This is a genomic window from Roseomonas sp. HF4 (assembly GCF_005222755.1).
In the GTDB taxonomy this organism is placed as follows: domain Bacteria; phylum Pseudomonadota; class Alphaproteobacteria; order Acetobacterales; family Acetobacteraceae; genus Neoroseomonas.
On the sequence record NZ_STGD01000012.1, the window covers coordinates 122041 to 145964 of the forward strand.

The 23924-nt window shown below is 73.7% G+C and carries 26 protein-coding genes; 11 read left to right on the forward strand and 15 right to left on the reverse strand.

All coding sequences use genetic code 11. From position 1 onward, the window contains the following. Positions 1-3: 3 nt before the first annotated feature. From E8M80_RS18125 to E8M80_RS18150, 6 genes are all read right to left on the reverse strand, one after another. Complete coding sequence (locus E8M80_RS18125) at positions 4-642, reverse strand: hypothetical protein (protein WP_137127122.1); 639 nt, start codon at positions 640-642, stop codon at positions 4-6. A 5-nt stretch (positions 643-647) separates the two neighbouring features. Beyond that, a complete protein-coding gene (locus E8M80_RS18130) occupies positions 648-1619 on the reverse strand; it encodes an Hsp33 family molecular chaperone HslO (protein ID WP_240790112.1) in 972 nt (323 codons plus the stop codon). A 206-nt stretch (positions 1620-1825) separates the two neighbouring features. Continuing rightward, complete coding sequence (argF, locus tag E8M80_RS18135; protein ID WP_137127123.1) at positions 1826-2779, reverse strand: ornithine carbamoyltransferase; 954 nt, start codon at positions 2777-2779, stop codon at positions 1826-1828. Then, positions 2776-3978, reverse strand: coding sequence for an aspartate aminotransferase family protein (locus E8M80_RS18140; protein ID WP_137127124.1), 1203 nt, complete (start codon positions 3976-3978; stop codon positions 2776-2778). The genes argF and E8M80_RS18140 overlap by 4 nt, the downstream gene beginning before the upstream one ends. Before the next feature lie 124 nt (positions 3979-4102). Beyond that, positions 4103-4570: a heme-binding protein gene (locus tag E8M80_RS18145; protein WP_137127125.1), complete on the reverse strand. Its 468-nt coding sequence runs from the start codon at positions 4568-4570 to the stop codon at positions 4103-4105. 37 nt (positions 4571-4607) lie between these two features. Next, positions 4608-4874 carry an excalibur calcium-binding domain-containing protein gene (locus tag E8M80_RS18150; RefSeq protein ID WP_137127126.1) on the reverse strand — a complete coding sequence of 89 codons (267 nt, stop codon included), beginning with the start codon at positions 4872-4874 and terminating at the stop codon, positions 4608-4610. Between the two features lie 155 nt (positions 4875-5029). Between E8M80_RS18150 and E8M80_RS18155 the strand changes: the two genes are divergently transcribed. From E8M80_RS18155 to E8M80_RS18165, 3 genes are read left to right on the forward strand one after another with little or no spacing between them, the layout of a single operon-like run. After that, positions 5030-5641 carry a RecX family transcriptional regulator gene (locus tag E8M80_RS18155; protein WP_137127127.1) on the forward strand — a complete coding sequence of 204 codons (612 nt, stop codon included), beginning with the start codon at positions 5030-5032 and terminating at the stop codon, positions 5639-5641. Continuing rightward, complete coding sequence (locus E8M80_RS18160; protein WP_240790114.1) at positions 5638-6345, forward strand: AzlC family ABC transporter permease; 708 nt, start codon at positions 5638-5640, stop codon at positions 6343-6345. The genes E8M80_RS18155 and E8M80_RS18160 overlap by 4 nt, the downstream gene beginning before the upstream one ends. Further along, positions 6342-6644, forward strand: a complete 303-nt coding sequence (locus E8M80_RS18165) for an AzlD family protein (protein ID WP_137127128.1) — start codon at positions 6342-6344, stop codon at positions 6642-6644. Before E8M80_RS18160 ends, E8M80_RS18165 begins: the two co-directional genes overlap by 4 nt. Before the next feature lie 175 nt (positions 6645-6819). Here E8M80_RS18165 and E8M80_RS18170 read toward each other — a convergent pair whose 3' ends face one another. The 3 genes from E8M80_RS18170 to E8M80_RS18180 all read right to left on the reverse strand — a co-directional run bounded on the left by E8M80_RS18170 (position 6820) and on the right by E8M80_RS18180 (position 9687). Then, complete coding sequence (locus tag E8M80_RS18170; protein ID WP_137127129.1) at positions 6820-8016, reverse strand: CaiB/BaiF CoA-transferase family protein; 1197 nt, start codon at positions 8014-8016, stop codon at positions 6820-6822. Between the two features lie 104 nt (positions 8017-8120). Next, the gene (locus E8M80_RS18175) at positions 8121-8942 is read right to left on the reverse strand and encodes a lipid-binding SYLF domain-containing protein (protein ID WP_137127130.1); all 822 of its coding nucleotides are present in this window, start codon (positions 8940-8942) and stop codon (positions 8121-8123) included. 106 nt (positions 8943-9048) lie between these two features. Beyond that, positions 9049-9687 (reverse strand): histidine phosphatase family protein, encoded by a 639-nt coding sequence (locus tag E8M80_RS18180; RefSeq protein ID WP_240790115.1) that lies wholly within the window; start codon positions 9685-9687, stop codon positions 9049-9051. Positions 9688-9801: 114 nt separating this feature from the next. Between E8M80_RS18180 and E8M80_RS18185 the strand changes: the two genes are divergently transcribed. The 3 genes from E8M80_RS18185 (at position 9802) to E8M80_RS18195 (ending at position 11544) form a co-directional block, all read left to right on the forward strand. Continuing rightward, positions 9802-10095, forward strand: a complete 294-nt coding sequence (locus E8M80_RS18185) for an ACP dehydratase (RefSeq protein WP_137127132.1) — start codon at positions 9802-9804, stop codon at positions 10093-10095. Continuing rightward, positions 10092-10991, forward strand: coding sequence for a lipid A biosynthesis acyltransferase (locus tag E8M80_RS18190; protein WP_137127133.1), 900 nt, complete (start codon positions 10092-10094; stop codon positions 10989-10991). Before E8M80_RS18185 ends, E8M80_RS18190 begins: the two co-directional genes overlap by 4 nt. A gap of 151 nt (positions 10992-11142) precedes the next feature. After that, entirely contained in the window at positions 11143-11544 is a 402-nt protein-coding gene (locus tag E8M80_RS18195; RefSeq protein ID WP_137127134.1) for a DUF2237 family protein, read from the forward strand. Between the two features lie 16 nt (positions 11545-11560). On the opposite strand, the gene E8M80_RS18200 is transcribed toward E8M80_RS18195, so the two are convergent. From E8M80_RS18200 to E8M80_RS18215, 4 genes are all read right to left on the reverse strand, one after another. Further along, positions 11561-13756, reverse strand: a complete 2196-nt coding sequence (locus E8M80_RS18200; protein ID WP_137127135.1) for an ATP-binding protein — start codon at positions 13754-13756, stop codon at positions 11561-11563. Between the two features lie 78 nt (positions 13757-13834). Further along, complete coding sequence (locus E8M80_RS18205) at positions 13835-15052, reverse strand: MFS transporter (protein WP_137127136.1); 1218 nt, start codon at positions 15050-15052, stop codon at positions 13835-13837. Positions 15053-15054: 2 nt separating this feature from the next. Beyond that, a complete protein-coding gene (gene polA, locus E8M80_RS18210) occupies positions 15055-17886 on the reverse strand; it encodes a DNA polymerase I (RefSeq protein WP_137127193.1) in 2832 nt (943 codons plus the stop codon). Between the two features lie 43 nt (positions 17887-17929). Beyond that, positions 17930-18157, reverse strand: coding sequence for a zinc-finger domain-containing protein (locus E8M80_RS18215; protein WP_137127137.1), 228 nt, complete (start codon positions 18155-18157; stop codon positions 17930-17932). 331 nt (positions 18158-18488) lie between these two features. Here E8M80_RS18215 and E8M80_RS18220 point away from each other — a divergent pair, with 331 nt between their 5' ends. The 3 genes from E8M80_RS18220 to E8M80_RS18230 all read left to right on the forward strand — a co-directional run bounded on the left by E8M80_RS18220 (position 18489) and on the right by E8M80_RS18230 (position 20552). Next, positions 18489-19400, forward strand: a complete 912-nt coding sequence (locus E8M80_RS18220; RefSeq protein WP_137127138.1) for an alpha/beta fold hydrolase — start codon at positions 18489-18491, stop codon at positions 19398-19400. Then, positions 19397-20056, forward strand: a complete 660-nt coding sequence (locus tag E8M80_RS18225) for a YdcF family protein (RefSeq protein ID WP_137127139.1) — start codon at positions 19397-19399, stop codon at positions 20054-20056. The genes E8M80_RS18220 and E8M80_RS18225 overlap by 4 nt, the downstream gene beginning before the upstream one ends. A gap of 115 nt (positions 20057-20171) precedes the next feature. Continuing rightward, entirely contained in the window at positions 20172-20552 is a 381-nt protein-coding gene (locus E8M80_RS18230) for a hypothetical protein (RefSeq protein WP_137127140.1), read from the forward strand. Here the strand turns inward: E8M80_RS18230 and E8M80_RS18235 are convergent. After that, positions 20530-21873 carry an NAD(P)/FAD-dependent oxidoreductase gene (locus E8M80_RS18235; RefSeq protein ID WP_137127141.1) on the reverse strand — a complete coding sequence of 448 codons (1344 nt, stop codon included), beginning with the start codon at positions 21871-21873 and terminating at the stop codon, positions 20530-20532. The genes E8M80_RS18230 and E8M80_RS18235 overlap by 23 nt on opposite strands. A gap of 60 nt (positions 21874-21933) precedes the next feature. Between E8M80_RS18235 and E8M80_RS18240 the strand changes: the two genes are divergently transcribed. Both E8M80_RS18240 and E8M80_RS18245 read left to right on the forward strand, forming a co-directional pair. After that, positions 21934-22752 carry a glycosyltransferase family 2 protein gene (locus tag E8M80_RS18240; protein ID WP_206035660.1) on the forward strand — a complete coding sequence of 273 codons (819 nt, stop codon included), beginning with the start codon at positions 21934-21936 and terminating at the stop codon, positions 22750-22752. Then, complete coding sequence (locus E8M80_RS18245; RefSeq protein ID WP_137127142.1) at positions 22736-23131, forward strand: hypothetical protein; 396 nt, start codon at positions 22736-22738, stop codon at positions 23129-23131. Before E8M80_RS18240 ends, E8M80_RS18245 begins: the two co-directional genes overlap by 17 nt. Before the next feature lie 47 nt (positions 23132-23178). On the opposite strand, the gene fabG is transcribed toward E8M80_RS18245, so the two are convergent. Beyond that, positions 23179-23880, reverse strand: a complete 702-nt coding sequence (fabG, locus tag E8M80_RS18250) for a 3-oxoacyl-ACP reductase FabG (protein ID WP_137127143.1) — start codon at positions 23878-23880, stop codon at positions 23179-23181. Positions 23881-23924 lie beyond the last annotated feature (44 nt).

Here is a 23924-nt window from a genome sequence, read left to right on the forward strand (position 1 = left end):
CCTTCAGATGGAGAGGGCCTCGGGCGGGGTCGGGGCGCCCTCGGCCGGGGTTTCGGCGGGCGCGCCGGGCGCCTCGGGTGCGCGCAGCAGGGCGCGGAGGTTGCGGCGCAGCTGGAATTCGAACTCGACGTTCAGGTCGCGCCCGGCCTGGCGAACGATCTCGTCCGCCGCGCGGGCACGGTCCGCCTGGCTGCCGGCGGGACGGATCGAGGCGCGGTTGACCTCGGCCTCGGCGAAGCCGACCGGCGCGCCATCCTCTCCCACCACCTCGAGCCGGCAGCGCAGGATGCAGTTCAGCCGTTCGGTCGCCGCGCCGAAGACCCCGCCGCCGGAGGCGGGCTCCCGCGTCAGGGTCGCGATCTGGGTGCGGAAGCGCGCGGTGGCCGGGCCGCCGGCGGCCTGCAGGCGTTCCTCGGCCATGGTGCGCACCACGTCGGCCGGCGCTACCGGCGCGGGCGGCATGGTGCGTGTCGCCACCGGGTTGGCGGCCGGCAGCACCTCGATCCGCCCGACCGCGAGGCGGAGCGGCAGCAGGTAGGCATAGGAAGGCGGCGGCCCGGGGGCGAAGGCTTCCTCCGGCGTGCGCCCGCACGCGGCGAGGCCGAGGGCGGCGACAAGCGCGCCGCGGCGGGGCAGCGCCATCCGCCTCAGCCCTCGGCGCCGCGCAATTCGGCGCGGTCGAAGCGGAAGCCGAGGTTGCAGAACTCGCAGGTCATGGTGATCGTCCCTTCCTCGGCCATGTGGTCGAGATCCTCCTCCCCGAAGCCCGCCAGCACGCCGGCCAGCTTCGCCCGCGAACAGCGGCAGCCGTAGGAGAGCGCGCGCGGGCGGTCGAGCGCCAGCCCCTCAAGCGAGAACAGGCGGTGCAGCAGCCGCTCGCCCGGCAGGGCGTCGTCCAGCAGTTCCGCATCGGTCAGCGTGGCAGCCAGCGCGACGGCGGTGCGCCAGGCCTCGTCCTCGGCCTCCCGGTCCATGTCCGCGCCGATGCCGCCATCGCCCGCCACGCGCTCGAGGATCAGCGCGCCGGCGCGCCAGCCGGCCGCCGTCTGCGCGCAGGCCAGGTGGACATGGGTCGCGAGCTGTTCCGAGGTCCGGAAATAGGTGCCCGTCATGCCGGTGAGGGTCTCGCCCTCGATCGCGACGATGCCCTGGTAGCGGTCCATCTCGGGCCCCTGGTCGCAGGTGAAGGCGAGGTAGCCCTGGCCGAGCAGCGCGGCGGCGGACGGCGCCGCACCGTCCGCCAGCAGCGGCGCCAGCCGGTCGTCCTGCGCGCGGGCATAGCCGCGCAGCGCGCCCGCATCGGTGCAGTCCGCCAGCAGCATCGGCACCGGCCCGTCGCCCTTGGCCTGCAGCGAGAACGACCCGCGGAACTTCAGCGCGGCGGCGAGCCCGGCGGTGAGCGCCAGCGCCTCCCCCGCCAGCGCCGTGACGGCGGGATGGGTGTCGTGCCGGGTCAGCAGCGCATCGGCCAGCGGGCCGAGCCGCACGAGCCGCCCACGCACCGGCTGCCGGTGCAGGTGGAAGGGCTGGACCCCGCGCGCGACCACGATGTCGGGCACCGGCGGGCGATCGTGGTTCAGGAAATCGGGGGTGCGGGAGGGTTCGGTGGGGCTGGACACGAGGCCTAGATAGGGCGGGAGCGCGGCGACGTCCAAGCCGGGACCATGCTTCGGGCGCAGGGGCGGCATCCCGAGCGGCACAGCCCCCCATTCCATGGGACCGGGCGCCGCATCACCCGGCATCGCGGCGCCTCGCGGACGCCGGTTCCCGAAGGTCCTTCGGCATTCGGTGGTGCGGTCTGGAGGGGCGGCGCCCCTCCGGTGCCTCAGGCCAGCCCCAGCGCCCACATCAGCACGCCCTTCTGGGCGTGCAGGCGGTTCTCGGCCTCGTCGAAAACCACCGATTGCGGGCCGTCCATCACCTCGTCGGTGATCTCCTCCCCGCGATGCGCGGGCAGGCAGTGCATGACGATCGCATCGGGGGCCGCGCGCTTCAGCAGCGCCGCGTTGAGCTGGTAGGGCGCCAGCAGGTTGTGCCGGCTGACCGTCGCCGCGTCCGGCGTCTCGTCGGACATCGAGACCCAGGTGTCGGTGACGACGCAGCGCGCATCGGCCACTGCCGCGATCGGGTCGTTGGTGAGCTCGATCCGCGCCCCTTCGCGGCGCGCCCAGGCGATCAGCTCGGCCGGCGGCGCGAGTTCGGGCGGCGTCGCGATGCGCAGCGTGAAGCCGAAGCGTGCCGCCGCCTGGATGAAGGACTGCGCGACGTTGTTGCCATCCCCGGTCCAGGCCACGACCTGGCCGGCGATCGGGCCGCGATGTTCCTCGAAGGTCATCACGTCGGCCATGATCTGGCAGGGGTGGGACACGTCGGTCAGGCCGTTGATGACCGGCACCGTGGCGTGTTCGGCGAGTTCGCGGATCTTCTGCACGTTGTCGGTGCGCAGCATGATGGCGTCCACGTAGCGCGACAGCACGCGCGCCGTGTCGGCCGGCGTCTCGCCGCGGCCGAGCTGCATGTCCTTCGACGACAGCACGACCACGTCGCCGCCAAGCTGGCGGATGCCGACCTCGAAGGACACGCGCGTGCGCGTGGACGGCTTCTCGAAGATCAGCGCGACTGTCTTGCCGGCAAGCGGGCGGCCGGACAGCTCGCCGCGCTTGGCCCGGGCGCCGAGGTCGAGCATGCGCCGCAGCGCGCCCGCGTCGATATCCATGATCTCAAGGAAGTGGCGGGGGGCTTCGGGCCCCCCGCCGACAGGCTTGAGCACCGCGCTCACTGCGCCGCCGCCTGGGCGGCTCCGGGCGTCAGGCGGCGGCAGGCGCGGTCGAGCAGGTCGACCGCCTCGTCCGCCTCGGCCTCGGTGATGATGAGCGGCGGCGCGACGCGCAGCACGTTCATCCCCGCCGCCACCGTCAGCAGGCCTTCCTGCACCGCGGCGGCCTGCATGTCGCCGTTGGAGACCTCGGGCTTCAGTTGCAGGCCGAGCAGCAGGCCGGCGCCGCGCACGCCCTCGACGACCGAGGGGTGACGATCCGCCAGGCCGAGCATGCCGCGCCAGAGATGCCGCGCGACGCGGTCGACGCCGTCCAGGAACCCCGGCGCCATCACCACGTCCATGACGGCGAGGCCGGCCGCGCAGGCCAGCGGATTGCCGCCATAGGTCGTGCCGTGGGTGCCGGGCTTGAGGTGCTTCGCCACCTTCTCCTTCGCCAGGATCGCGCCGAGCGGGAAGCCGCCGCCGATGCCCTTGGCGCTCGACATGACGTCGGGCTCGATCCCCGCCCACTGGTGCGCCCAGAGCTTGCCGGAACGCCCCATGCCGGTCTGCACCTCATCGAGCGCCAGCAGCAGGCCGTATTCGTCGCAGACCTGTCGCAGTTCGCGCAGGAAGCGCAGCGGCGCGGGACGCACGCCGCCCTCGCCCTGGATCGGCTCGATCATGATGCCCGCGGTCTGCGGCGTGATGGCCGCGCGGACCGCGTTCATGTTGTCGAAGGGCACATGGGTAAAGCCCTCGACCACCGGGCCGAAGCCGGCCAGGTACTTCTCGTTGCCCGTGGCCGCCAGCATGGCCAGGGTGCGGCCGTGGAAGGCGCCGTCGAAGCAGATCATCCCGAAGCGCTCGGGGTGGCCGTTCTCGGCATGGTACTTCCGCACCGCCTTCACCATGCCCTCGTTCGCCTCGGCGCCCGAATTGCAGAAGAAGACGCTGTCCGCGAAGGACGCCGCCACGTGGCGCGCGGCCAGTTCCTCGGCCTGCGGCACGCGATAGAGGTTCGAGACGTGCATGACGCGCGCCGCCTGCTCGGCGATGGCGCGCGTCAGGTGCGGGTGGCCGTGGCCGAGCGAGGAGGTCGCGATGCCCGCGCCGAAATCCAGGAATCGTCGCCCGTCCACCGTCCACAGGCGCGCCCCTTCGCCCTTCTCGAAGGCGAGGTCGGCACGGTTGTAGGTCGGCATCAGGGCGGGAATCACGGAACACGGTCTCCGCAGCCTTCGGCACGGGCGCACGCGACAATCGCGGCGCTGGCGCGAAAGGAAGCAGACAACCTAGACCGAAGGCGCAGTCCCGCGAAAGACCGCGGGTGCGGGCCGGGCGTCAGGCCGGGTCGCCGGTATCCACGACGAGCCCCGCCGCCTCGATTCCCGCGATGCAGCATTCCTCGTCCTTCGGGGAGGCGTCGCCGCTGATCCCGACGGCGCCGAGCAGGACGTTGTTCGCATCGCGCACCAGCACGCCGCCCGGCACCGGCACGGCGCGCCCGCCCGTCAGGTCGGACAGCGCGTTGGTGAAGCCGGGCACCGCCTGCGCGCGGCGCGCCAGTTCGCGCGTGCCGAAGCCCATCGCCAGCGCGCCGAAGGCCTTGCCGGTCGCGATCTCGGGCCGGAGGATCGAGGCGCCGTCCTCGCGCTTCGCCGCCTTCAGCTGCCCGCCGGCGTCGAGCACCACGACGCAGAGCGGCAGCAGGCCGAGGGCGCGGCCCTTGGCAAGCGCGGCATCCACGATCCGCTCGGACTGCGCAAGGGTCAGGCCGTTGATCGCGGCGGGGTGGGCGGGCTGGGGCATCGTCGGTCCTCCGTGGGCGTCGCGCGGCGATAGGCGCTCAGCGTCGCCGTGTCGAGCGGCCCTGGCCGCAGAGCCGCTCGCAGGGCACGCCGTCGCTGTCGCCGTCGAGACGCCGCAATCCGCAGACCTGGAAGTGGAACATCGCCTCGGCGCAGCTCGTCATCTGCGTGCAGTATCGCTTGGTGCCGCAGGCGAAGGCGCCCTGCGGCGGCGGTTCGCGCCGCGACGTGCCCTGCGCCGCGGCGTCGCCGGCGAGTGCCGCCGCCGCGATGAAGGCCAGGCCGAGCGCCGCGATCCGTCGCATGGTGAGGACGCTACGCCACGCGCGCGGTGGGGCGCGACCGTTTCGCCGGCCGGCGCTTCGCCCGCGAGGCCTGACGGTTCCGCCATGCTGCCCATCGGGCGGCTTCGTGACGCTGCGGTGTTGGGTGGCTTCGCCGCCCGTGCGACAACGGCGCCGTGCAACCGACCGACACCCCACGCCGCAGGGCGCCGCGCCCGGCCGGGCCGGCGCCGAGCGCGGCACGGCTGCGCGAAGCCGCGCTCGCCCACCTCGCCCGCTTCGCCGCGACCGAGGCCGGGCTCTGCCACGTCCTGCAGCGCCGCGTCGACCGCTGGGCCCGCGCCGCCGAGGCCGAGGGCCAGCCGCGCGAGGCGACCGCCGCCGCCGCCGCCCGCGCCCGCGCGCTCGCCGCCGAGGTCGCCGCCGCCATGGTCGAGGCCGGCGCGGTCGACGACGCCGCCTTCGCCGAGAGCCGCGCGCGCCGCCTCGCACGCGCCGGGCGGTCGCGGCGCGCGATCTCGGCGCACCTCTCGGCCAAGGGTGTCGCCGCCGAGGTCACCGCCGCCGCCCTGCCGGACGGCGAGGACGCGGAACTGTCCGCCGCCCTCGCCTATTGCCGCCGTCGTCGCATCGGCCCCTTCGCCCGTGCGCCCGAGGACGCGGATGCGCGCCGCAAGGCGCTGGCCGCGCTGGCTCGCGGCGGCTTCCCGCAGGGCCTCGCGCGCCGGGCGCTGGCGATGCCGCCGGCCGAGGCCGAGGACCGTCTGCTCGCGGCGCGGCGCCCATGAGCGGCACCGGCATCGCCTTCACGCGCGCCGGCGTGCTGCGGGGCGCGCGCGCCGCCGCGCCGCTCGTGATCGGCACCTTCCCCTTCGGCCTGGTGGTCGGCGTGATCTCCGACGCCAAGGGGCTGTCGCTGCTCGAGACCTGGGTGATGTCGGGCCTGGTCTTCGCCGGATCGTCGCAGTTGCTGGCGCTGGAGCTCTGGACCGAGCCGGCGCCGATCGCAGCGGCGACGCTCGCGGCCTTCGTCGTGAACATCCGAATGGCGCCGATGGGTGCCGCGCTGGCGCCTTGGTTCGACCGGCTGCGCGGCATCCGGCTCTGGGGGACGCTCGCGACGCTGGTCGACCATTCCTACGCCATGTCGGCGGCCGAGATGCGGCGCGGCGGGCGCGACGCTGGCTACCTGCTGGGCGTCGGGCTGGCGCTCTGGTGCTTCTGGATGCTGGCGGTGGGTATCGGCCACGTGTTCGGCTCGGCGGTCAGGCTGCCGCCGGGACACCCGGTCTTCTTCGCGGCCATCGCGACCTTCTGCGCCATCCTGGTGCCGGTCTGGCAGGGGGTGCGGCGGGACCTGCTGCCCTGGACGCTGGCCGCCGCCGTCGCGCTGGCCGCGTGGGGCGCGGGGCTCGGCGCGCCCTGGCCGCTGCTGGCGGGCGCGCTGTCCGGCGCCGCGCTCGGCGCCTGGCTGGAGTTGCGGCGGGCATGACGCTTCGCCTCGACGTGCTGCTCGCCATCCTCGGCATGGCGCTCGCGACCTACCTCTGCCGCGCGGCGGGCTATGCGCTGTTCCGCGCGCTGCGCCCACCGCGCTACGTGGAGGTGACGCTGCAGCACCTGCCCGGGCCGATCTTCATGGCCTATGTGGCGCCGGCGCTCGCCATGCAGGGGGCGAAGGGCTTCGTCGCGGCGGCGCTTGTGGTGGCGGTGCAGGCGGCGACGCGCAACCTGGCCGCGGCGATCGGCGCCGGCGTGGGGGCGATGTGGGTCCTCGGGCTGGTGGCCTGAACGCGACGCCCTCCGAACCATCTTGGCCGACAGGGGTCCGGCCACCGACAATCGACGCAGGAGCGCGAGACGGAAACTCCCCGCACTTCCTCGGCACCTGGCGCCGGGTCTGGGAGGCCGGGCGCCAGGTGCCAAAGAAGGGAGGGGGATCTGGGGAGGTTCACCTCCCCCGACCTCACTTGATGGCTCCCGCCGCCCGCAGCGCCGCGATCCGCGCCTCGTCGAGCCCCGCCCGCCGCAGCATCTCCTCCGTCGCCTCGCCCATCGCGGGCGCCGCGACGGCCGGCGGCAGGGCGCCGTCCACCCGCACCGGGCCGCGCAGCATGCGAACGGGCTCGCCGCCCTCGCGCCGCGCGAAATCCGCGACCGCCCCGCGTTCCGCCACGAAGGGGTTGTCCAGCGCCTCGCCCACGTCGAGCACGGGTGCCGCCGGCACCACGCCCTGCAGCATCGTCAGCCATTCCGCCGTGTCGCGGGCCGAGAAGGCCTCGTCCATCAGGGTCGTCAGTTCGTCGCGGTTCGCGAGCCGCGCCGCGAAATCCGCGAAGCGCGGGTCGGTCGCCCAGCCCGGGCGGCCGATGCGCTCGGCCAGCAGCGGCCAGAACTTCTCCTTGTTGCACATGATGAAGATCCAGCCGTCCCGCGTGCGGTAGAGCTGCGTCGGCCCAAGCGAGGGATGCGCGCCGCGCCGCTCCCGCCCCTGGACGACGCCGGCATTCTCGCGCCAGGCGGCCAGGTAGGTGAGGTTGTGCAGCGCCGTGTCGAACAGGCTCACGTCCATGTCGGCGCCACGCCCGGTCGCGCGCGCGCCCAGCACGCCCGAGACCAGCGCGAAGGCCGCCATCAGCCCGGTCATCATGTCCACCACTGACAGGCCGAAGCGCGTCGGCGGCCCGTCCGGCTCCCCGGTCACCGCGAGGTAGCCGGCCTCCGCCTGCATCAGGTAGTCGTAGCCCGGCCAGGCGCGGCGCGATCCTTCCCGCCCATAGGCCGACAGATGCGCGCAGACGATCGCCGGGTTCACGTCGGCCAGCGCATTGTAGGTCACGCCGAGCCGCTCCGCCTGGTCGCCGCGCAGGTTGTCGAGCACCGCATCCGCGCCGCGCGCCAGTTCGCGGAAGGTGGCGAGCCCGTCCGGGTGCTTGAGGTCCAGCGCGACGCTGCGCTTGTTGCGGTTGAAGGCGTGGAAGAAATGGGAATCGCCGGGCGCGAAGAAATGCGGCCCGACATGGCGGCCGACATCGCCGCCGTCGCGCGGGTTCTCGATCTTCACGATCTCGGCGCCGAGGTCGGCGAGCAGCATCGAGCCGAAGGGCCCGGCGCCGTACTGCTCGACGGCCAGCACCGTCACGCCTGCGAGCGGCCCGGCCATCTCAGCGGGGCCCGGCGCTCATGCGACCCGGCGTGCAGCCCACCATGGCGTTCCGTTCCCTCGCGTTGCGCGGGGCGGATGATGCGGGGCGGCTTCGCCGGGCGTCAATTCCGCGGCGGCGCGGGCAGGCTCTCGCGCCCGACGGCGCCCGTGGTCGGCCCCGGCCCCGGCGTGATGACCGCCTGCGGCGCGGCCGGGCCGGCCGGCGGGGCCGAGCCCTGCTGCGCCGGCCGCGCCGCGGTGGCGGGGCCCGAGGCCTGCATCAGCGCCGCGCGCAGCGGGTCCGATCCCGGATTGTGGGCTTCCATCCCGACCACGACCTGGCGCGGCGAGACGTCGCGGCCGAAATAGGCGCGCATGCTCTGGCTGCGCACCGAGAGCAGGCTGCCGTCGAGCGAGACGCCCGCGAACAGCCCCCGCGCGCGCGCGATGGTCACGATGTCGGCGCCCACCGCCGCCGTGGTGGACCCCGAGATGCCGCGGCCGAGCGTGCCGAGTGCCACGCCCGCATCGGCGCCGAACTTGAACTGGCTGTCGAGCACCGCGTTCAGCGCGCGGTCGTTCATGATCAGCATGACCACCTGCGCGTCCTGCACGCCGGCCTGGAAGCCGATCGAGCCGCCACCCATGGTCATGAAGGCGGGCGAGGACCATGACCCGCCGCCGTCGCGCGCCGAGAGCACGCAGTCGCCCCCCTGGCCGCCGATGACGAAGCCGGCGCGGAAGATGCGCGGGCAGACCATGACGGCGCGCGCGTCCCGCAGCAGGGACCGCGCGTCGTCGCTCATGTCCCCGAGGTCGAGCACCTCGCGCAGCGACAGCGTGGCGCGGTCCACGAGGTTCTGTTCCTCGGCCTGTGCACGGGCCTGCTGCGGCGCAAGGGCGACGGCCAGGGCAAACAGGGCGGAAATCCCGATACGGCGCATGAAGCGGATCTCCCAAGCCTTTGTCGGAGCGCTATTCTAGCCTGCCGGGCAAGGCAAGACAAAGGTTTCGCCATGGCGAAATCGTGAGGCCGCCCCGGTGCGGGGTTCAGCCTTCGGCCGGCGGCGGCGTCCAGGGCTCCTCGTTCACCGCGGCGACGCGCCAGTCCGGCCCGTGCTTCTCGATGCGCGTGAGGGAAAGGTTCTTGATCGAGAAGACCAGCGCCTGGTCCGGCGCCAGCCCCATCGCATGGGCCAGCGCCGCGCGGATCGACCCGCCATGCGCCACGATCACCACGTCCTGGCCTTCCAGCAGCGTCGCCATGCGTTCCAGGACCGCCGCGACGCGCGCCTGCACCTGGCGGAAGCTCTCGCCGCCCGGTGGATGCTCCTCCCCGCCATGCGGCCAGAAGGGGTGCGCGGGCCGCGTCAGCAGCGCCGGCAGCGCCTCGTGCGGGATGCCCTGCCAGTCGCCCAGGTGTTGCTCGGCCAGGTCTGGCTCGGGTTCCAGCGCGGCTGCGGGATAGCCCGCGGCGAAGATCGCCGCGGCGGTGAAGCGCGTGCGCGAGAGGTTGGTGACGAACCAGCGCGCCGGCTGCGGCAGCCGCTGCGCGAGCCAGCGATAGGCGGCCGCCTCCTGCCGCAGCGCGAGGTCGCAGAGGGCCACGTCCATCGACCCGTAGAGCACGGCCCGGGCGGAGGGTTCCACCAGCGCGTGGCGGACCAGGAAGAAGCGTGTCGGGGTCACGGGCCCCGTGTAGCAGGGCGACGCGCCGGCAGGAATGCGGGGGCGCGCGGTTTCCCGGGTCGCGCGATCTGCTCTATTGCGGCAGCCTTGTCTTCTACCGGTCCGCCCCGCCGCATGACCCGCTTCGCCTTCGTCGTTCCAGCCGGGCATCCGGCGATTCCCGGCCATTTCCCCGGCCGCCCGGTCGTGCCGGGCGTGGTGCTGCTCGACGAAGTGGCGCGGGCGGCGCGCGGCGCGCTGGCGCTCGGCCCCCTCAGCGCCGTGTCGCGCGTGAAATTCGCCGCCCCCGTGTCGCCGGGGCAGGAGGTCGCCGTCGAGATCGAGCCCCGCGCGCCGGGGCGGATCGGCTTCGTCTGCCGCGTCGGCGCGGAGGTGGTCGCCGCGGGCGAGATGGTCTTCGCGCCGTGACGGCCGGCTGGGCGGCCACGCGCCCGCGCGGCGCCGGGGGGCCGCTGCGGCTGATGGCGCGCATCGCCCTCGGGCTCGGCTGGCCGGTCGCGCAGGCGCTGCTGCATCCCATCACGCTGTTCTACCTCGCGACCTCCCCCGCGGCGCAGAAGCGCGCGGCGCGGCGCTACCTGGCGCGGGCGCTCGGGCGGAAGGCCGGGCGCCGCGACCTCTGGCGGCTCTATTTCTGCTTCGCGTCCACCATGCTCGACCGCGTGTTCCTGCTGACGGGGCGGAGCGCGGGCTACGAGGTCGCGATCGAGGGGCTCGACCTGCTGCGCGCCGCGGCCGAACGCGGGCAGGGGGTGGTGCTGCTCGGCGCACACATGGGGTCCTTCGAGGCGCTGCGGGCGGTGGGCGGCGCGGGCGCGCCGGTCGAGGTTCGGATGCTGATGCACACCGACAACGCCGGCGCGGCCGATGCGCTGTTCGACAGCCTGGATCCGGGGCGCGCCGCCGCGATCATCCCGCTCGGCCGGCCCGAGGCGATGCTGGCCGCGAGCGAGGTGATCGAGCGCGGCGGCGTCATCGGCCTGCTGGCCGACCGCGCGCCGCGCGGCGACCGGATGATGACGGTGCCCTTCCTCGGTGCCGAGGCGCCCTTCCCGGTCGGCCCCATCGCCGTCGCCGCGCTGCTGAAGGCGCCGGTGGTGCTGGGCTTCGGCCTCTGGCTCGGGCCGCGGCGCTACCTGCTGCGCTTCGAGCCCTTCGCCGCGCGGATCGATCTGCCGCGCGCCACGCGGCAGGCGGCGCTGCACGAGGCGCTGCTGCGCTACACCGACCGCGTCGCCGCGGTCTGCCGCGCGCACCCCTACAACTGGTTCAACTTCTACGACTTCTGGCAGGAGGAGGAATGACGCCCGGTACCGGGCGGCGGGCGCCATTCGACGCCTCGGCCCTGCGGGCCGCAGGGCGGATCTTCGGCCGACGGGCATGGCATTCGTGCGCCGCGCATGACGGTGCTGGCCGGGCCTTACCGCCGCGCTTCCATCGCCCTACATCCCAGGCATGGATGACGTGTTCGACCGTCGCGGCGGCCGCGGCCAGGCGCGCAACGTGCTCGGCGGCACGCTGCTGCCCTGCTCGGTGGCACCGCTGACCGGCTTCTTCCGCGACGGCTGCTGCAACACCGGGCCCGGCGATGGCGGGCTGCACGTGGTCTGCGCCGAGGTGACGGCCGAATTCCTGGCGTTCAGCAGGGCTGCCGGCAACGACCTATCGACGCCACGGCCGGAATACGGCTTCGCGGGGCTGCAGCCGGGCGACCGCTGGTGCCTCTGCGCCGCGCGGTGGGAGGAGGCGCGCAGGGCCGGCGTCGCGCCGCCGGTGCTGCTGGAGGCGACACACGAGGCCGCGCTGCAGGTTGTCGGCGCCGACGACCTCGCCGCGCATGCGATCGACGCGGGCTGACGGGTCTCGGGTCGCGCTAGGCCGCGGAGGCCGGCCGCGGCGGCCGTGACCGCTGCGCGGCCAGCCGCGTCAGCACGCCCTCCGAATCATAGGGCTTGCCGATCAGCTCGAACTCCTCCGCGCCGCCATGCTGCGCGAGCGCCTCGGCCGCATAGCCCGAGGCGAGCAGCACGCCGATCGAGGGCCGGAGCCGCCGTGCCTCCCGCGCCAGGTCGAACCCGGTCATGCCGCCCGGCATCACCACGTCGCTGAACAGGATGTCGGCCTGTGCCCCTTCGCGCAGCAGTGCCAGCGCGGTCGGCCCGTCCGGCGCGGCCAACACGGCGTAGCCGGCATCCTGGAGCATGTCGACCGCGACCGCGCGCACGGCGGGCTCGTCCTCGACCACCAGCACGGTGCAGCCGACGCCCGCGTGCGGCGAAGCGGCGGGCGCCGGCGGCAGCGTGCCCGAGACCGGCGGCTCGACCGCCGAGCCGAGCGGCAGGTAGAGCGTGACCGTGGTGCCGCGCTTCTCGGCCGACTGGATCGCGACATGCCCGCCGATCTGGCGCACGAAGCCGAACACCTGCGACAGGCCGAGACCGGTGCCCTGGCCGCGCGCCTTGGTGGTGAAGAAAGGCTCGAAGGCGCGTTCGCGCACGGTGGGCGACATGCCTTCCCCGGTGTCGCGCATCTCGACCGCGACATAGGGGCCGGGCTGCGCCTCCGGGTTGCCGGCCAGCGCCTGTTCCTGCAGCCAGGCGCGGCGCGTGGCGATGCGCAGCACGCCGCCGCGCGGCATCGCGTCGCGCGCATTGACGGCAAGGTTGAGCAGCGCCGCCTCGAGCTGCACCGCATCCGCCCGGCAGGTCGGCAGCTTCTCGTCGAGCGCGAGCTCGACCTTCATCGTCTCGTCGAGTGCGCGGCGCAGCAGGGGCAGGAAGTCCCGCAGCAGCGCATTGGCGTCGAGGTTGGCGAGCGTCAGCGGCTGGCGCCGCGCGAAGGCGAGCAGGCTCGCGTTCAGACGGGCGCCGCGGTCGACCGCGGCCACCGCGGCGGCCAGCAGCCGCTTGGTCCGGTCATCGGCCTGCGGTCCGAGATGCCTCTCGAGAGAGCGGGCGGTGCCGAGAATGGCGGTCAGAAGGTTGTTGAAGTCGTGCGCGACGCCGCCGGTCAGGCGGCCGAGGCCTTCGAGCCGCTGCGCGTTGCGCAGGCTTTCCTCGGCGGCCTCACGGCGCGCGATCTCGGCACGGAGTTCCGCCGCATTGGCCTCGAGCCGCATGAGCGTCTCGGCGTCGCGGCGGTCGGACCGCCACACGCGCAGCGCGACCACCAGGATGCCGACGCCGATCGGCAGCGTGAGGCCGAGGTTGAGCAGCATGCCGGGCAGCCATCCGGCATCGGCCAGCGACATCGGCGCGGCGACGACAAGATGGACCGGATGCGCGCCGAGCCGCTGCCAGGCCACGATCTGCGGCGCGCCCCGGCGGAACGGGTCGGCAACCAGCGTCCCGCCCGCCGCGCCGGGCAGCGCGGCCATGAGCGGGCCGTCCGCCGGCAGCGTCGGGGCGACGCTCTCCCCCTCGCCGGCGTGCAGCAGCACGGCCCCGTCCTGGCGCAGCAGGGCGATGCGCGCGCCGTCCAGCGCATGACCGCGCGGCGTGGCGAGCATCGCCGCCGGGTCCAGTGCCGCGACCAGCGCGCCCTCGACCGGCCGGCCGGCCGCGGTTCGGCCGCGCAGCACCAGCAAGGCCGCTGAGGGACCGACCACATCGGCCGGGACGGCGTCGAAGGCGGCCTCATGCGCCCCCTCCCGCAGGGCCCTGAGGGCGCCGAGGCCGGCGAGGTCCTCCCCGCCCCCGGGCTCGGCCGGCGCGGCGAGGGCGACACGGCCGTCGGGCCGCAGCAGTAGGAGCGCGACGAGCCCCGGCGTTGCCTGCACGATGCGGCGGAATTCGCCCTGCAGCGCGCCCCGGCGTGCCTGGAGCTGCGCCCAGGACAACGGACCGGTCAGGTCCTCTGCGCGGTCGAGCGCGCCGAGCGCGGCCTGGATGGCGAGGCGCGCCGGCTCGGCCGCGCGTGCGGCGGCCAGTTCGGCCGCGCGCGACGCGCCTTCCCGCCGGTGGCCTCGGTCATGCAGGGTCAGGACAAGCAGGAGCAGTGCCGGCAGCAGCACCGCTGCTGCAAGCACCATGATCGTGACGATCCGGGCCGGGCCGGCGGCTCTTGTCATCGGGTACCGGTGGTACACGGTCGGCGCGGCGAAGTCATGGCCGCGCGCGGAGGGGACGGGGCCGGCGCCCGCGCCACGCTATTCCGCCGGGGAGGCGGCTGCCATCCGCCGCCGCCGCCCGAGCCGCCATTCCTGCGCCAGCGCCATCACCGCCGTCAGCAGCATGAAGGATGCGGCGGCGAAGAAGATCAGCCGCGGTTCCCCGGAATCGATCAGCCAGCCGAACAGCGGGGGCCCCACCATGCCGCCGAGGTTGAAGCCGGTCGAGACGATGCCGAACACGGCCCCCGCCTGGCCCGGCGGTGCCGCGGCACGCACCAGCATGTCGCGCGACGGCATGATCATGCCCGACAGGAACCCCGCCGCGGCCATGACGGGCGCCAGCAGCAGCCCGCCCACCGCGCCGCTGCCCACCAGCAGCACCAGCCCGGCGGCCGAGCCGAACCCGAAGGCGGCAACCAGGCCGTGGTGCTTCGTCCGGTCGGCGACGATGCCGCCGAACAGGACGCCACCGGCCGAGGCGAACAGGAAGGCGGTCAGCGCCACGTTCGCCATGGTCAGGCTGAGCCCCTGCCCATCGACCCAGGCGGCGACCGAGAAATTCTGGATGCCGCCATTCGACAGCGCGAGCGTCACGAAGAACAGCGTCATCGCCAGCACGGCTGGGGAGAGCACGCGCGCAGGCGCGGCGCCCGCGGCCGCCTTGGCGCTGGTCGGCTTCGGCACCGCCTCCGGCGCGCGGGCCAGCAGCAGCGGGATGGCGGCGATCGGCCCGATGGCACCGGCCGCGACCAGCGCCGCCGACATCCCGAAGGCCGCCGCCATGCCGAGCACGAAGGCCGGCGCGATCGCACCCCCGAGGAAGCCCGCGAAGGTGTGGATCGAGAAGGCACGGCCCACGCGCTGCTCCCCGATCGAGGCGCCGAGGATGGCGTAGTCCGCCGGGTGGTAGACGCTGTTCGCGAGCCCTGCGAGCGCCGCCGCCGCCAGCAGCCAGGTGTAGCCACCCGTGAGGCCGAGCAGGATGAAGGCCGAGCCGCCCAGCGTCAGCGCCGCCGCCAGCATCCGCCGCGGCCCCATCCGGTCGACCACGAAGCCCATCGGCGCCTGGGTGAAGAAGGAGACGACGTTGAACACCGTCAGCGCGAGCGCGAGCTCGACATAGGACACGCCCAGTTCCTCGCGCAGCAGCGGGAACAGCGGCGGCAGAACCAGGTAGTGGACGTGGCTGACGAAATGCGCGGCGCAGACCTGCGCCAGGGTGCGCTTCTCCGAGGGGGTCCAGCCGGCGGCCATGGTCAGTGCGCCTCCGCCCAGGAATGGCCGGTGCCGACCTCGACCGACAGCGGCACGCGCAGCGTCGCGACCGATTCCATGATGTCCTTCACGAGCGCGGCGGTGGGCTCGACCTCGGCCTCGGGCACCTCGAACACCAGTTCGTCGTGCACCTGCAGCAGCATGCGCGCCTTGAGCCCGGCCTGCTCCAGCGCGCGCGGCAGGCGCACCATGGCGCGCTTGATGATCTCGGCCGCGCCGCCCTGGAAGGGGGCGTTGATGGCCGCGCGTTCCGCACCCGCGCGGCGCACCGGGTCCTTGGTCGCGATGTCGGGGATCCAGAGCTTGCGGCCGAAGGGCGTGCGGACGAAGCCGTGCATCCGCGCTTCCTCCTTCAGCCGCTCCATCTCCTGCCGGATGCCGGGGTATTGCGCGAAATAGGCGTCGATGATGGCGCGCCCCTCGGCCGGCGGGATGCCGAGGCGCGAGGCGAGCCCGAAGGCCGACATGCCGTAGATGATGCCGAAGTTGATCGTCTTGGCGCGGCGGCGCGCCTCCTTGTCCACCTTGCCCTTCTCCAGGTGGAAGATTTCCGCCGCAGTGCGCGCGTGGATGTCCTCGCCCTGCTCGAAGGCCTCGCGCAGCGTCGGCACCTCGGCCAGGTGCGCGAGCAGGCGCAGCTCGATCTGCGAATAGTCGGCGGCGAGCAGCACGTGCCCTGGCTCGGCCACGAAGGCGCGGCGGATGCGCAGCCCTTCTTCCGTCCGGATCGGGATGTTCTGGAGGTTCGGGTCGTTGGAGGACAGACGCCCCGTGCTGGTCCCGGCCATGCCGTAGGAGGTGTGCACGCGCCGGTCCACGGGGTCGATCTGCGCCGCCAGCGCCTCGACATAGGTGGATTTCAGCTTGGCGAGCTGCCGCCAGTCGAGCACGCGTGCGGCGAGCTCCACGCCCTGCGCGGACAGGTCCTCGAGCACCGCGGCGTCGGTCGAATAGGCGCCGGTCTTGCCCTTGCGCCCACCGGAGAGCTTCATCTCGTCGAACAGGATCTCGCCCAGCTGCTTGGGCGAGCCGACGTTGAACTCGCGCCCTGCCAGCTTGTGGATCGCCTTCTCCAGCACCGCCAGGCGCTGGGCGAAATCCTCGCCGATGCGGGCGAGCTCGGCGCCGTCCACCTTGATGCCGGCGGCCTCCATGTCGCGCAGGACGGCGATCATGCGGCGCTCGACCTGTTCGTAGAGCGCGAGCGCGCCGTCCTCCCGCAGCCGCGGCCGCAGCAGCAGCCACAGGCGCAGCGTCACGTCGGCATCCTCGGCGGCGTAGGCGGTGGCCTTGTCGAGCGCGACCTGGCCGAAGGGGATGCGCGCGCGGCCGGTGCCGGTCACCTCGTCGAACTTGATCGGCGCGTGGTTGAGATGGAGGACGCTGAGCTCGTCCATCCCCTGCCCGTGCTTCCCCGCCGCCATGGCGTAGGAGATCATCATGGTGTCGTCGACCGGGGCGATGGTGGCGAAGCCGCCATTCTCATCGCGCGCCAGCACCTCGAGATCGTATTTCGCGTGCTGGAACACCTTCAGCACCGTGGGGTCTTCCAGCAGCGGGCGCAGCAGGGCGAAGGCGCGCTCGGCGGCGATCTGCGCCGGCGCCGGCTCGGACAGCATGTCGCCGTCGCGGCCGTGGCGGATCGGCACGTAGCAGGCGCGCCCCGGCGCGGTGGCGAGGGAAAAGCCGACCATCCGCGCGCGCCGCGCATCGAGGCTGTCGGTCTCGGTGTCCAGGCCGACGACGCCGGCCTCCTGCGCCGCGGCGACCCAGCGCGCCAGCGCGTCCTCCGTCGTGACGCAGTCGTAGCCGGCGAAGGGCGCGGAGAGGTCCGGCGCCGCGGGCCCCGCGGTCGGCGCGTGCTTCAGCGCGACGGGCGGCGCGCCGCGGCGGGGCGGCTCGTGGCCCTCCCCCAGCTTGCCCATGCGCGCGAGGATGGAGCGGAAGCCCATGGCGCGCAGGAAGCCTTCGAGCTTGTGGTCGCCGGGCGGCTTCGCCTGCATGTCCTCGATCGGGCAGGGCATCGGCGCGTTCTCGTCGAGCTGCACGAGGCGCTTCGAGATGCGCGCCTTCCCGGCGTTCTCGATCAGCGCCTCCCGCCGCTTGGGCTGCTTGATCTTCTCCGCATTGGCCAGCAGCGTCTCGAGGTCGCCGTATTCGTTGATCAGCTGCGCCGCGGTCTTGATGCCGATGCCTGGCACGCCCGGCACGTTGTCGGTGGAATCGCCCGCCAGGGCCTGCACCTCGACCACCTTGTCGGGCGGCACGCCGAACTTCTCCAGCACCTCCGCCTCACGGATCGGTTTCTGCTTGATCGGGTCGAGCAGCTGCACGCCCGGCCGCACCAGCTGCATCAGGTCCTTGTCGGACGAGACGATGGTGACATGCCCGCCATCGGCCACGAACGCCTTGGCATAGGCGGCGATCAGGTCGTCCGCCTCGAAGCCTTCCTGCTCGACATGGCAGACGCCGAGCGCATCCGTCGCATCGCGGATCAGCGCGAATTGCGGGACGAGGTCCTCGGGTGGATCGGGGCGGTGCGCCTTGTAGTCGGGGTAGATGTCGTTGCGGAAGTTGATGCGCGCGGCGTCGAACACCACGGCGATATGCGTCCCGGCATGGCGCGTGAGGAACTGCGCCAGCAGGTTGGTGAAGCCGAACACCGCGTTGACCGGCACGCCTTCCGGGTTGGTCATCGGCGGCAGGGCATGGAAGGCGCGGAAGATGTAGCCGGAGCCGTCCACCAGGATCAGGTGGCGCTCGCCGGGCTTCACCGCGGGCAGGGCTTCCGATGCGGCGGCGGCCTCCGCCATCGCGCTGCCCCGTGGCCGGCCGGCCTCCGGGGCCTTCGCGTCGTCAGTGTCCATGGTCCTCGCCTGCGCCCTCGGCGAGGACGTAGGTGATGGAGCAATAGGGGCAAGTGACCTCGCGGTCCTCGATGTGCAGCCAGATGCGCGGATGGCCGAGGCCGGACGCCGCCTCCCCGTCGCAGGGGATGTTGCGGGCCGTGGCCTCGATCCGCTGGTCCGGCGTCACGCCGTCCACTGGCTTCGGGGCGTATCCGGTCATCTGGGGGTCGCGCATCGAGTCTTCGCTCCTCAGGCTGCAGCATAGTCGCGGCCGGCGTGGCGGGCCAGTGCGGGGGCGGGTACCATATTCGCGCATGATGGACAGGAATGCGCGCTGCAGGCAGGTCGAAGGCCGGGGGGATGGAAACGACCCTGCGCGGCGCATCGCCGCCAGCGATGCGCCGCGCCGTCCACCGGAGGGCCAGCCCGCACCCTTGTCCGGCACCAGGCGCCCCACCCCCCCGGACCTGCGCCCGGTGCGAGGGGGATCGGGGGAGGTTCTCCTCCCCCGCCGTTTCTTCCTGCCGGCGCTCGCGCTCTCCGCCTGCGCTCCCGCCCGTGCGCCGATGGGCCCGCCCGTCACCGCGCCCATCGTCACGGACGATGCCCTCGTGATGGCGGATGGCATGCGCCTGCCGCTTCATGGCTGGCTGCCGCCGAGCCCGCCGCGCGCCGTCGTGCTCGGCCTGCACGGCATGAACGAGCACGCCCGCGCCTTCGCGGAGGACGCCGCGCCCTGGTTCACGCGCGACGGCGTTGCCCTTTACGCCTACGACCAGCGCGGCTTCGGCGCGACGGCGAACCGCGGCATCTGGGCGGGCCACGAGACGCTGGCCGCCGACGCGGCCGAGGCCGCGCGCCTGGTGCGCGCGCGCCACCCCGGCCTGCCGCTGGTCATGATGGGGGAAAGCATGGGCGGTGCCGTGCTGCTGGTGGCCGGCGCCTCGGCCGGCCCGCCGCCGGCGGATGGCTACGTGCTGCTGGCGCCGGCGGTGGTCGGGCGCGCGGCCCTCGGCTGGCTCGCGCGCAACATGCTCGACGCGCTGGTGGCGGTGGTGCCGATGATGGGCTTCGAGAACACCGGACCGGGCTTCCAGCCGACCGACAATATCGTGGCGTGGCGGCGCTGGTCGCGCGACCCGCTGCTGATCCGCAACACGCGCATCGATGCGCTGGCCGGGCTGGTGGACCTGATGGACGCGGCGGTGGCGGCGGCGCCGCGCTTCCGCGCGCCGGCACTGCTGCTCTATGGCGGGCAGGACCGGCTGGTGCCGCCCCGGCCGACGCGCGCGCTGCTGGCATCCTTGCCCGACCCCGCGCGGCAGCGCGCCGGGTATTACGAACAGGGCTGGCACATGCTGCTGCGCGACCGGCAGGGGGAGGTGGTGGCGCGCGACGTCGCCGCCTGGGCGCTGGACCCCGGCGCGCCGCTGCCCTCCGGCGCCGAGGCCGCGGCGCGCGCCTGGCTCGTGGCGTGACGGGGCGGCTCCCGCCCTTCCTCGGCCATGACGGCGCGATCACCCTGGTGGCGGCGCTGTTCGCGGCGGCGTTGTCGCTCGGCCTCGCGCCGCTCGTGGCCGCGGTGGCGGTGCGGCGGATGGCGGCGGGCGCGGCGACGCTGCCGGCGCGCCCGCCGGCGCGCATCCTGGTGCTGGGGCACAGGCTGGACGGCCGGGCGCCCTCGGCCGCCTTCGTCGCGCGGCTGGCGCGGGCGAAGGCGCTCGCCGGCGGTTTCCCGGCCGCACGGATCGTCCTGCTGGGCGGTGCCGCGCGGCCGGGCGCGCCGGTGGAGGCCGAGATCGGCCGCGCCTGGCTCGCCGCGCGCGGCATCGACCCTGCACGGATCGAGGCCGAGACGCGCTCCCGCCACACGCTCGAGAACCTGGCCAACCACCGCGGCATCGGCCATCCGCCGGGCCCGGAGGCGCTCGTGACGAGCCGCCTGCACCTGCACCGCGCGCTGCTGATGGCGCGCGGCCTCGGCCTCTCGCCGGACCCCGTCGCGGCCGAGGACGCGCTGCGGCCGGACCTGCCGCGCCTCGTCCTCGAGGGGTTCCTGGTGCACTGGTACCTGACCGGAAGGTTCCTTGCGCGCATCCTTCGCCGCCGTCCCTGGCTCGCGCGGATCGGTTGACCTTCCGCAAGATGCGCCGGTGCGCGTGCGGCTAGATGCTTTGCTGCCCGGCGATCCGCGAAGGCGGCATGCGGGGCGCGAGCCGCCGCCCGCGGCGTGAGGGAGAGAGACCTCGATGAACAGACGATCGCTTCTCGGCGCGGCGCCGCTCGCACTCGTGGCGCTTGGCCTCGGCGCCTGCACGCGCCCTATCTACAACGTCGAGCGGCGCAACTTCATGAACTCCGGCACTCTCGCGCAGAGGACCGAGCAGATCCGCCGGGCCGGCGGCGGCCTCGGCTGGCAGATGGACCCGATGCGTCCCGGCCTCATGCGCGCCACGCTCAACCTGCGCAGCCATGTCGCGGTGACCGAGATCGCCTACGACGAGCAGGGCTTCTCGATCCGCTACGTGGACAGCGTGAACCTCGACTACGACGGGACCAGCATCCACAAGAACTACAACAGCTGGATCGAGAACCTCGAGCGCGCGATCAGCCAGCAGCCGGTGCCGTGACGCGCTCCGGCACGGGGGGGCGGACCCTGACCAGCCCCTCCGCCCGCAGGCGATAGCCGCAGCGGTGCGCCAGGCTCAGCATGTAGTAGGCCGCCTTGAAGGCGAGCACGGGCGGCTGGCGGTTGAGCCTGGCGTGGACGTCGCCGGCGAGCAGGCTGACCAGCCCGTCGCGCATGCGGAAGGTATTGTTGGGCGCCATGAACATGTCGCGCAGCACGGGCCGGTTGATGCGGTAGATCAGCCAGGACAGCGCATCGATCGCGCCCTTCACCTTGCGTTCGAAGGCGCGCGCCAGCGGCGCCGCGCCCGCCGGGTCGTCGAGCCAGGCATCGGCGACGTCCGCGCCCATCTCCGCGCTCGTCATCGCGAGCAGTACGCCCGACGAGAAGACCGGGTCGAGGAAGGCATAGGCGTCGCCCGCCATCAGCCATCCGTCCCCGTGCATGACCGAGGAGGCGTAGGAGTAGTTGCCCGTGAAGGTGGCCGCGCCGAGCGGCACCGCGTGCTCCATCCGGCGCGCCACCGAGGGCACGGCGGCCAGCGCGGCGTGGAGGAACGCATCCACGCTGCCCTGGCGCCGCTTGAAGAAGCCGGCATTGGAGACGAGGCCTATGCTGGTCACGCCGTCCGGCAGCGGGATCATCCAGATCCAGCCTTCGTCGAACAGGTGGACGGTGATGTTGCCGTCGGGTTCGTCCGCGAAGGGAAGCACGCCGCGGAAATGGCCGTAGATCGCGGCGGTGTTGTTGTGCGGGTTGCGCGCCTTGCTGCCCATGGCGCCGGCCAGGAAGGTGTCGCGGCCCGAGGCGTCGATCACGTAGCGCGCGCGGAAGGCGTGCGGCGCGCCGCCATCCTCCCGCGCCACGACGCGGTGCCCGGCGCGGGCGTCGAGCGCCACATCCAGCACGCGCATCCCGTCCCGGGCATCGGCGCCGGCGCGGCGCGCGCGGTCGAACAGCAGCGCGTCGAACCCGGCGCGGGGCACCTGGTACGAATGGGTGTAGGCTTGGTTCAGCCCGGCGGCGAAGGAGAAGGCGGTGTGCCCCCCGTGCTCGTCCGACACGAAGCGGGCGCCCGGCTTGAACACGCCAAGCGCCGCGACCTCCTCCCGTACGCCGAGGCGCTCGAAGATGCGGAGGTTGAGCGGCAGCAGGCTCTCCCCGATATGGAAGCGCGGGTGGCGGTCCTTCTCGAGCAGCACGACGCGGCGGCCCTTTTCCGCCAGCAGCGTCGCGGCAGTGGAGCCAGCCGGCCCGCCGCCGATCACGAGCACGTCGCAGGCGGTCTCGGGCAGGGGCTCGGCAGCGTGATCGAACGGCATGTCCACTAGGTCCGGTCCGGTTTCGTCGCTACAAGCCGGAACGATACCATCCGGAAGGCCGTGACCGAAGCAACCATCGCGATGTCGGTGCCCGCCCCCCCTCCTGCGGCCGACCCGCACGGAGTCGCGGTGGTCGTGCCCGCCTTCCAGGAAGGCGCGACGATCGCCGCGGTGGTCGAGCGCATCCGCCGCGTCCTGCCCGGCGCGCCGCTGCTCGTGGTGGATGACGGCTCGACCGACGGCACGGCGGCGGCGGCCGCCGCGGCGGGGGCCGAAGTGCTGGCCCTGCCCGCGAACCAGGGCAAGGGCGCGGCGCTGCGCCACGGCATGCGCGCGGCGCTGGCGCGGGGCGCGGCCTACGTGGCGACACTGGACGGCGACGGCCAGCACCGGCCGGAGGACCTGCCGCGCCTCGTCACGCTGGCGCGACCGGACCGCATCGTCATCGGGTCGCGCCGCGGGGCACCCGGCCAGCCTGCGGCCCGGCGCCGCGCCAACCGGGTGGCGGATTTCTGGGTCTCCTGGGCCGCGGGCCATGCGGTGGCGGACAGCCAGTCCGGCTTCCGCATCTACCCGATGGCCGCGCTCGCCGCGCTCGACGACTACGAAGGCCGCGCGCGGCGCTTCTCCTTCGAGAGCGAGATCCTGATCGACGCCGCGCGCGCCGGCATCACGACCGTCGCGGCCGATATCCCGGCCCTGTACGCGGGCACGCTGCGCCGACCGAGCCACTTCAGACCCGTTGCGGATATCGCGGGCATCGTGATGATGGTCGCGGGCAAGTTGCTCGCGCGCGGGATGGACCCGGCCGGGCTGCGCCGCAGCCTGGCTGGCCGACGGCGCCTGGGACAGGAGGGACGGGATGATCCACCGACGTGACGCGCTGCGCCGCAGCATGCCGGTCCTGGTCGCCGTGGGGGCGGGCCTCGGCCTCGGCGCCTGCCGCGCGGAGCCGCTCTACCAGAGCACGAATGGCCAGTTCCAGGGCCGCGGCAGCCTTGCCGAGCGCGAGGCGCTCATCCGTCGCGCCGCGGCGTCCCAGGGCGGCTGGTCGGTGCAGTCCATGCGCCCGGGGCTGCTGCGCGCCACCAACACCTGGCGCAGCCACCAGATGACGGTGGACATCGCCTTCGACGTCCGCACCTTCACCATCCGCTATGTGAACAGCGTCAACCTCGACTACGACGGCACCCGCATCCACCAGGCCTACAATGGCCGCGTGCAGGGACTGGAACGCGCCATCCTGCAGGGCGGCTAGGCCATTCTTCGCCTGACCGGCACCGGCCCGGCGGGCAGGACGCCGCCCTACGCCATCCCGCCGTTGATCGAGACGGTCTGCCCCGTGATGTAGCCGGCGCGGTCCGAACAGAGGAAGGCGACCAGGTCCGCCACTTCCTCGGGCCGGCCGAGCCGCCGCGCGGGCACCATTTGCCGCACCGTCTCGGGCGGCACGGCGGCGGCGATGGCCGGGCTCTCGATCAGCCCGGGCGCGACCGCGTTGACCGTCACGCCGCGCGGCGCGCATTCCAGCGAGAGCGCCCGCACCGCCCCGATCAGCCCCGCCTTGGCCGCCGCGTAGTTCGCCTGGCCGCGGTTGCCCATGATGGCCGAGACCGAGGACATCGCCACGATCCGCCCGTGCCGCGTGCCCATCATCGGCAGCAGCAGCGGCCGCGCCACATGGAAGAACCCGTCGAGCGAGACCGCCATGACGCGGCGCCACTGCGCCTCGGTCATGGCGGCCATCGGCACGTCCTCATGCGCACCGGCATTGTGGACCAGCACCTGGATGGGACCGGCCTCGAGCAGCGCCTCGCAGGCCACGCGGGCGGCGTCGTGGTCGGTGATGTCGAAGGCGAGGCTCCCGCCGTCGATCTCGGTTGCCAGCGCGGCGGCGCGCCCGGCGTTGGCATGGGCATGGACGACCACGCGGAAGCCGTCGCGCGCGAGCGCCCGGCATATCGCCTGGCCGAGCGGGCTCGTCCCGCCGGTGACGAGGGCGCGCATCACCGCGGGACGAATGGGGGGGAAGGGAACTTCCCCCCCATGCC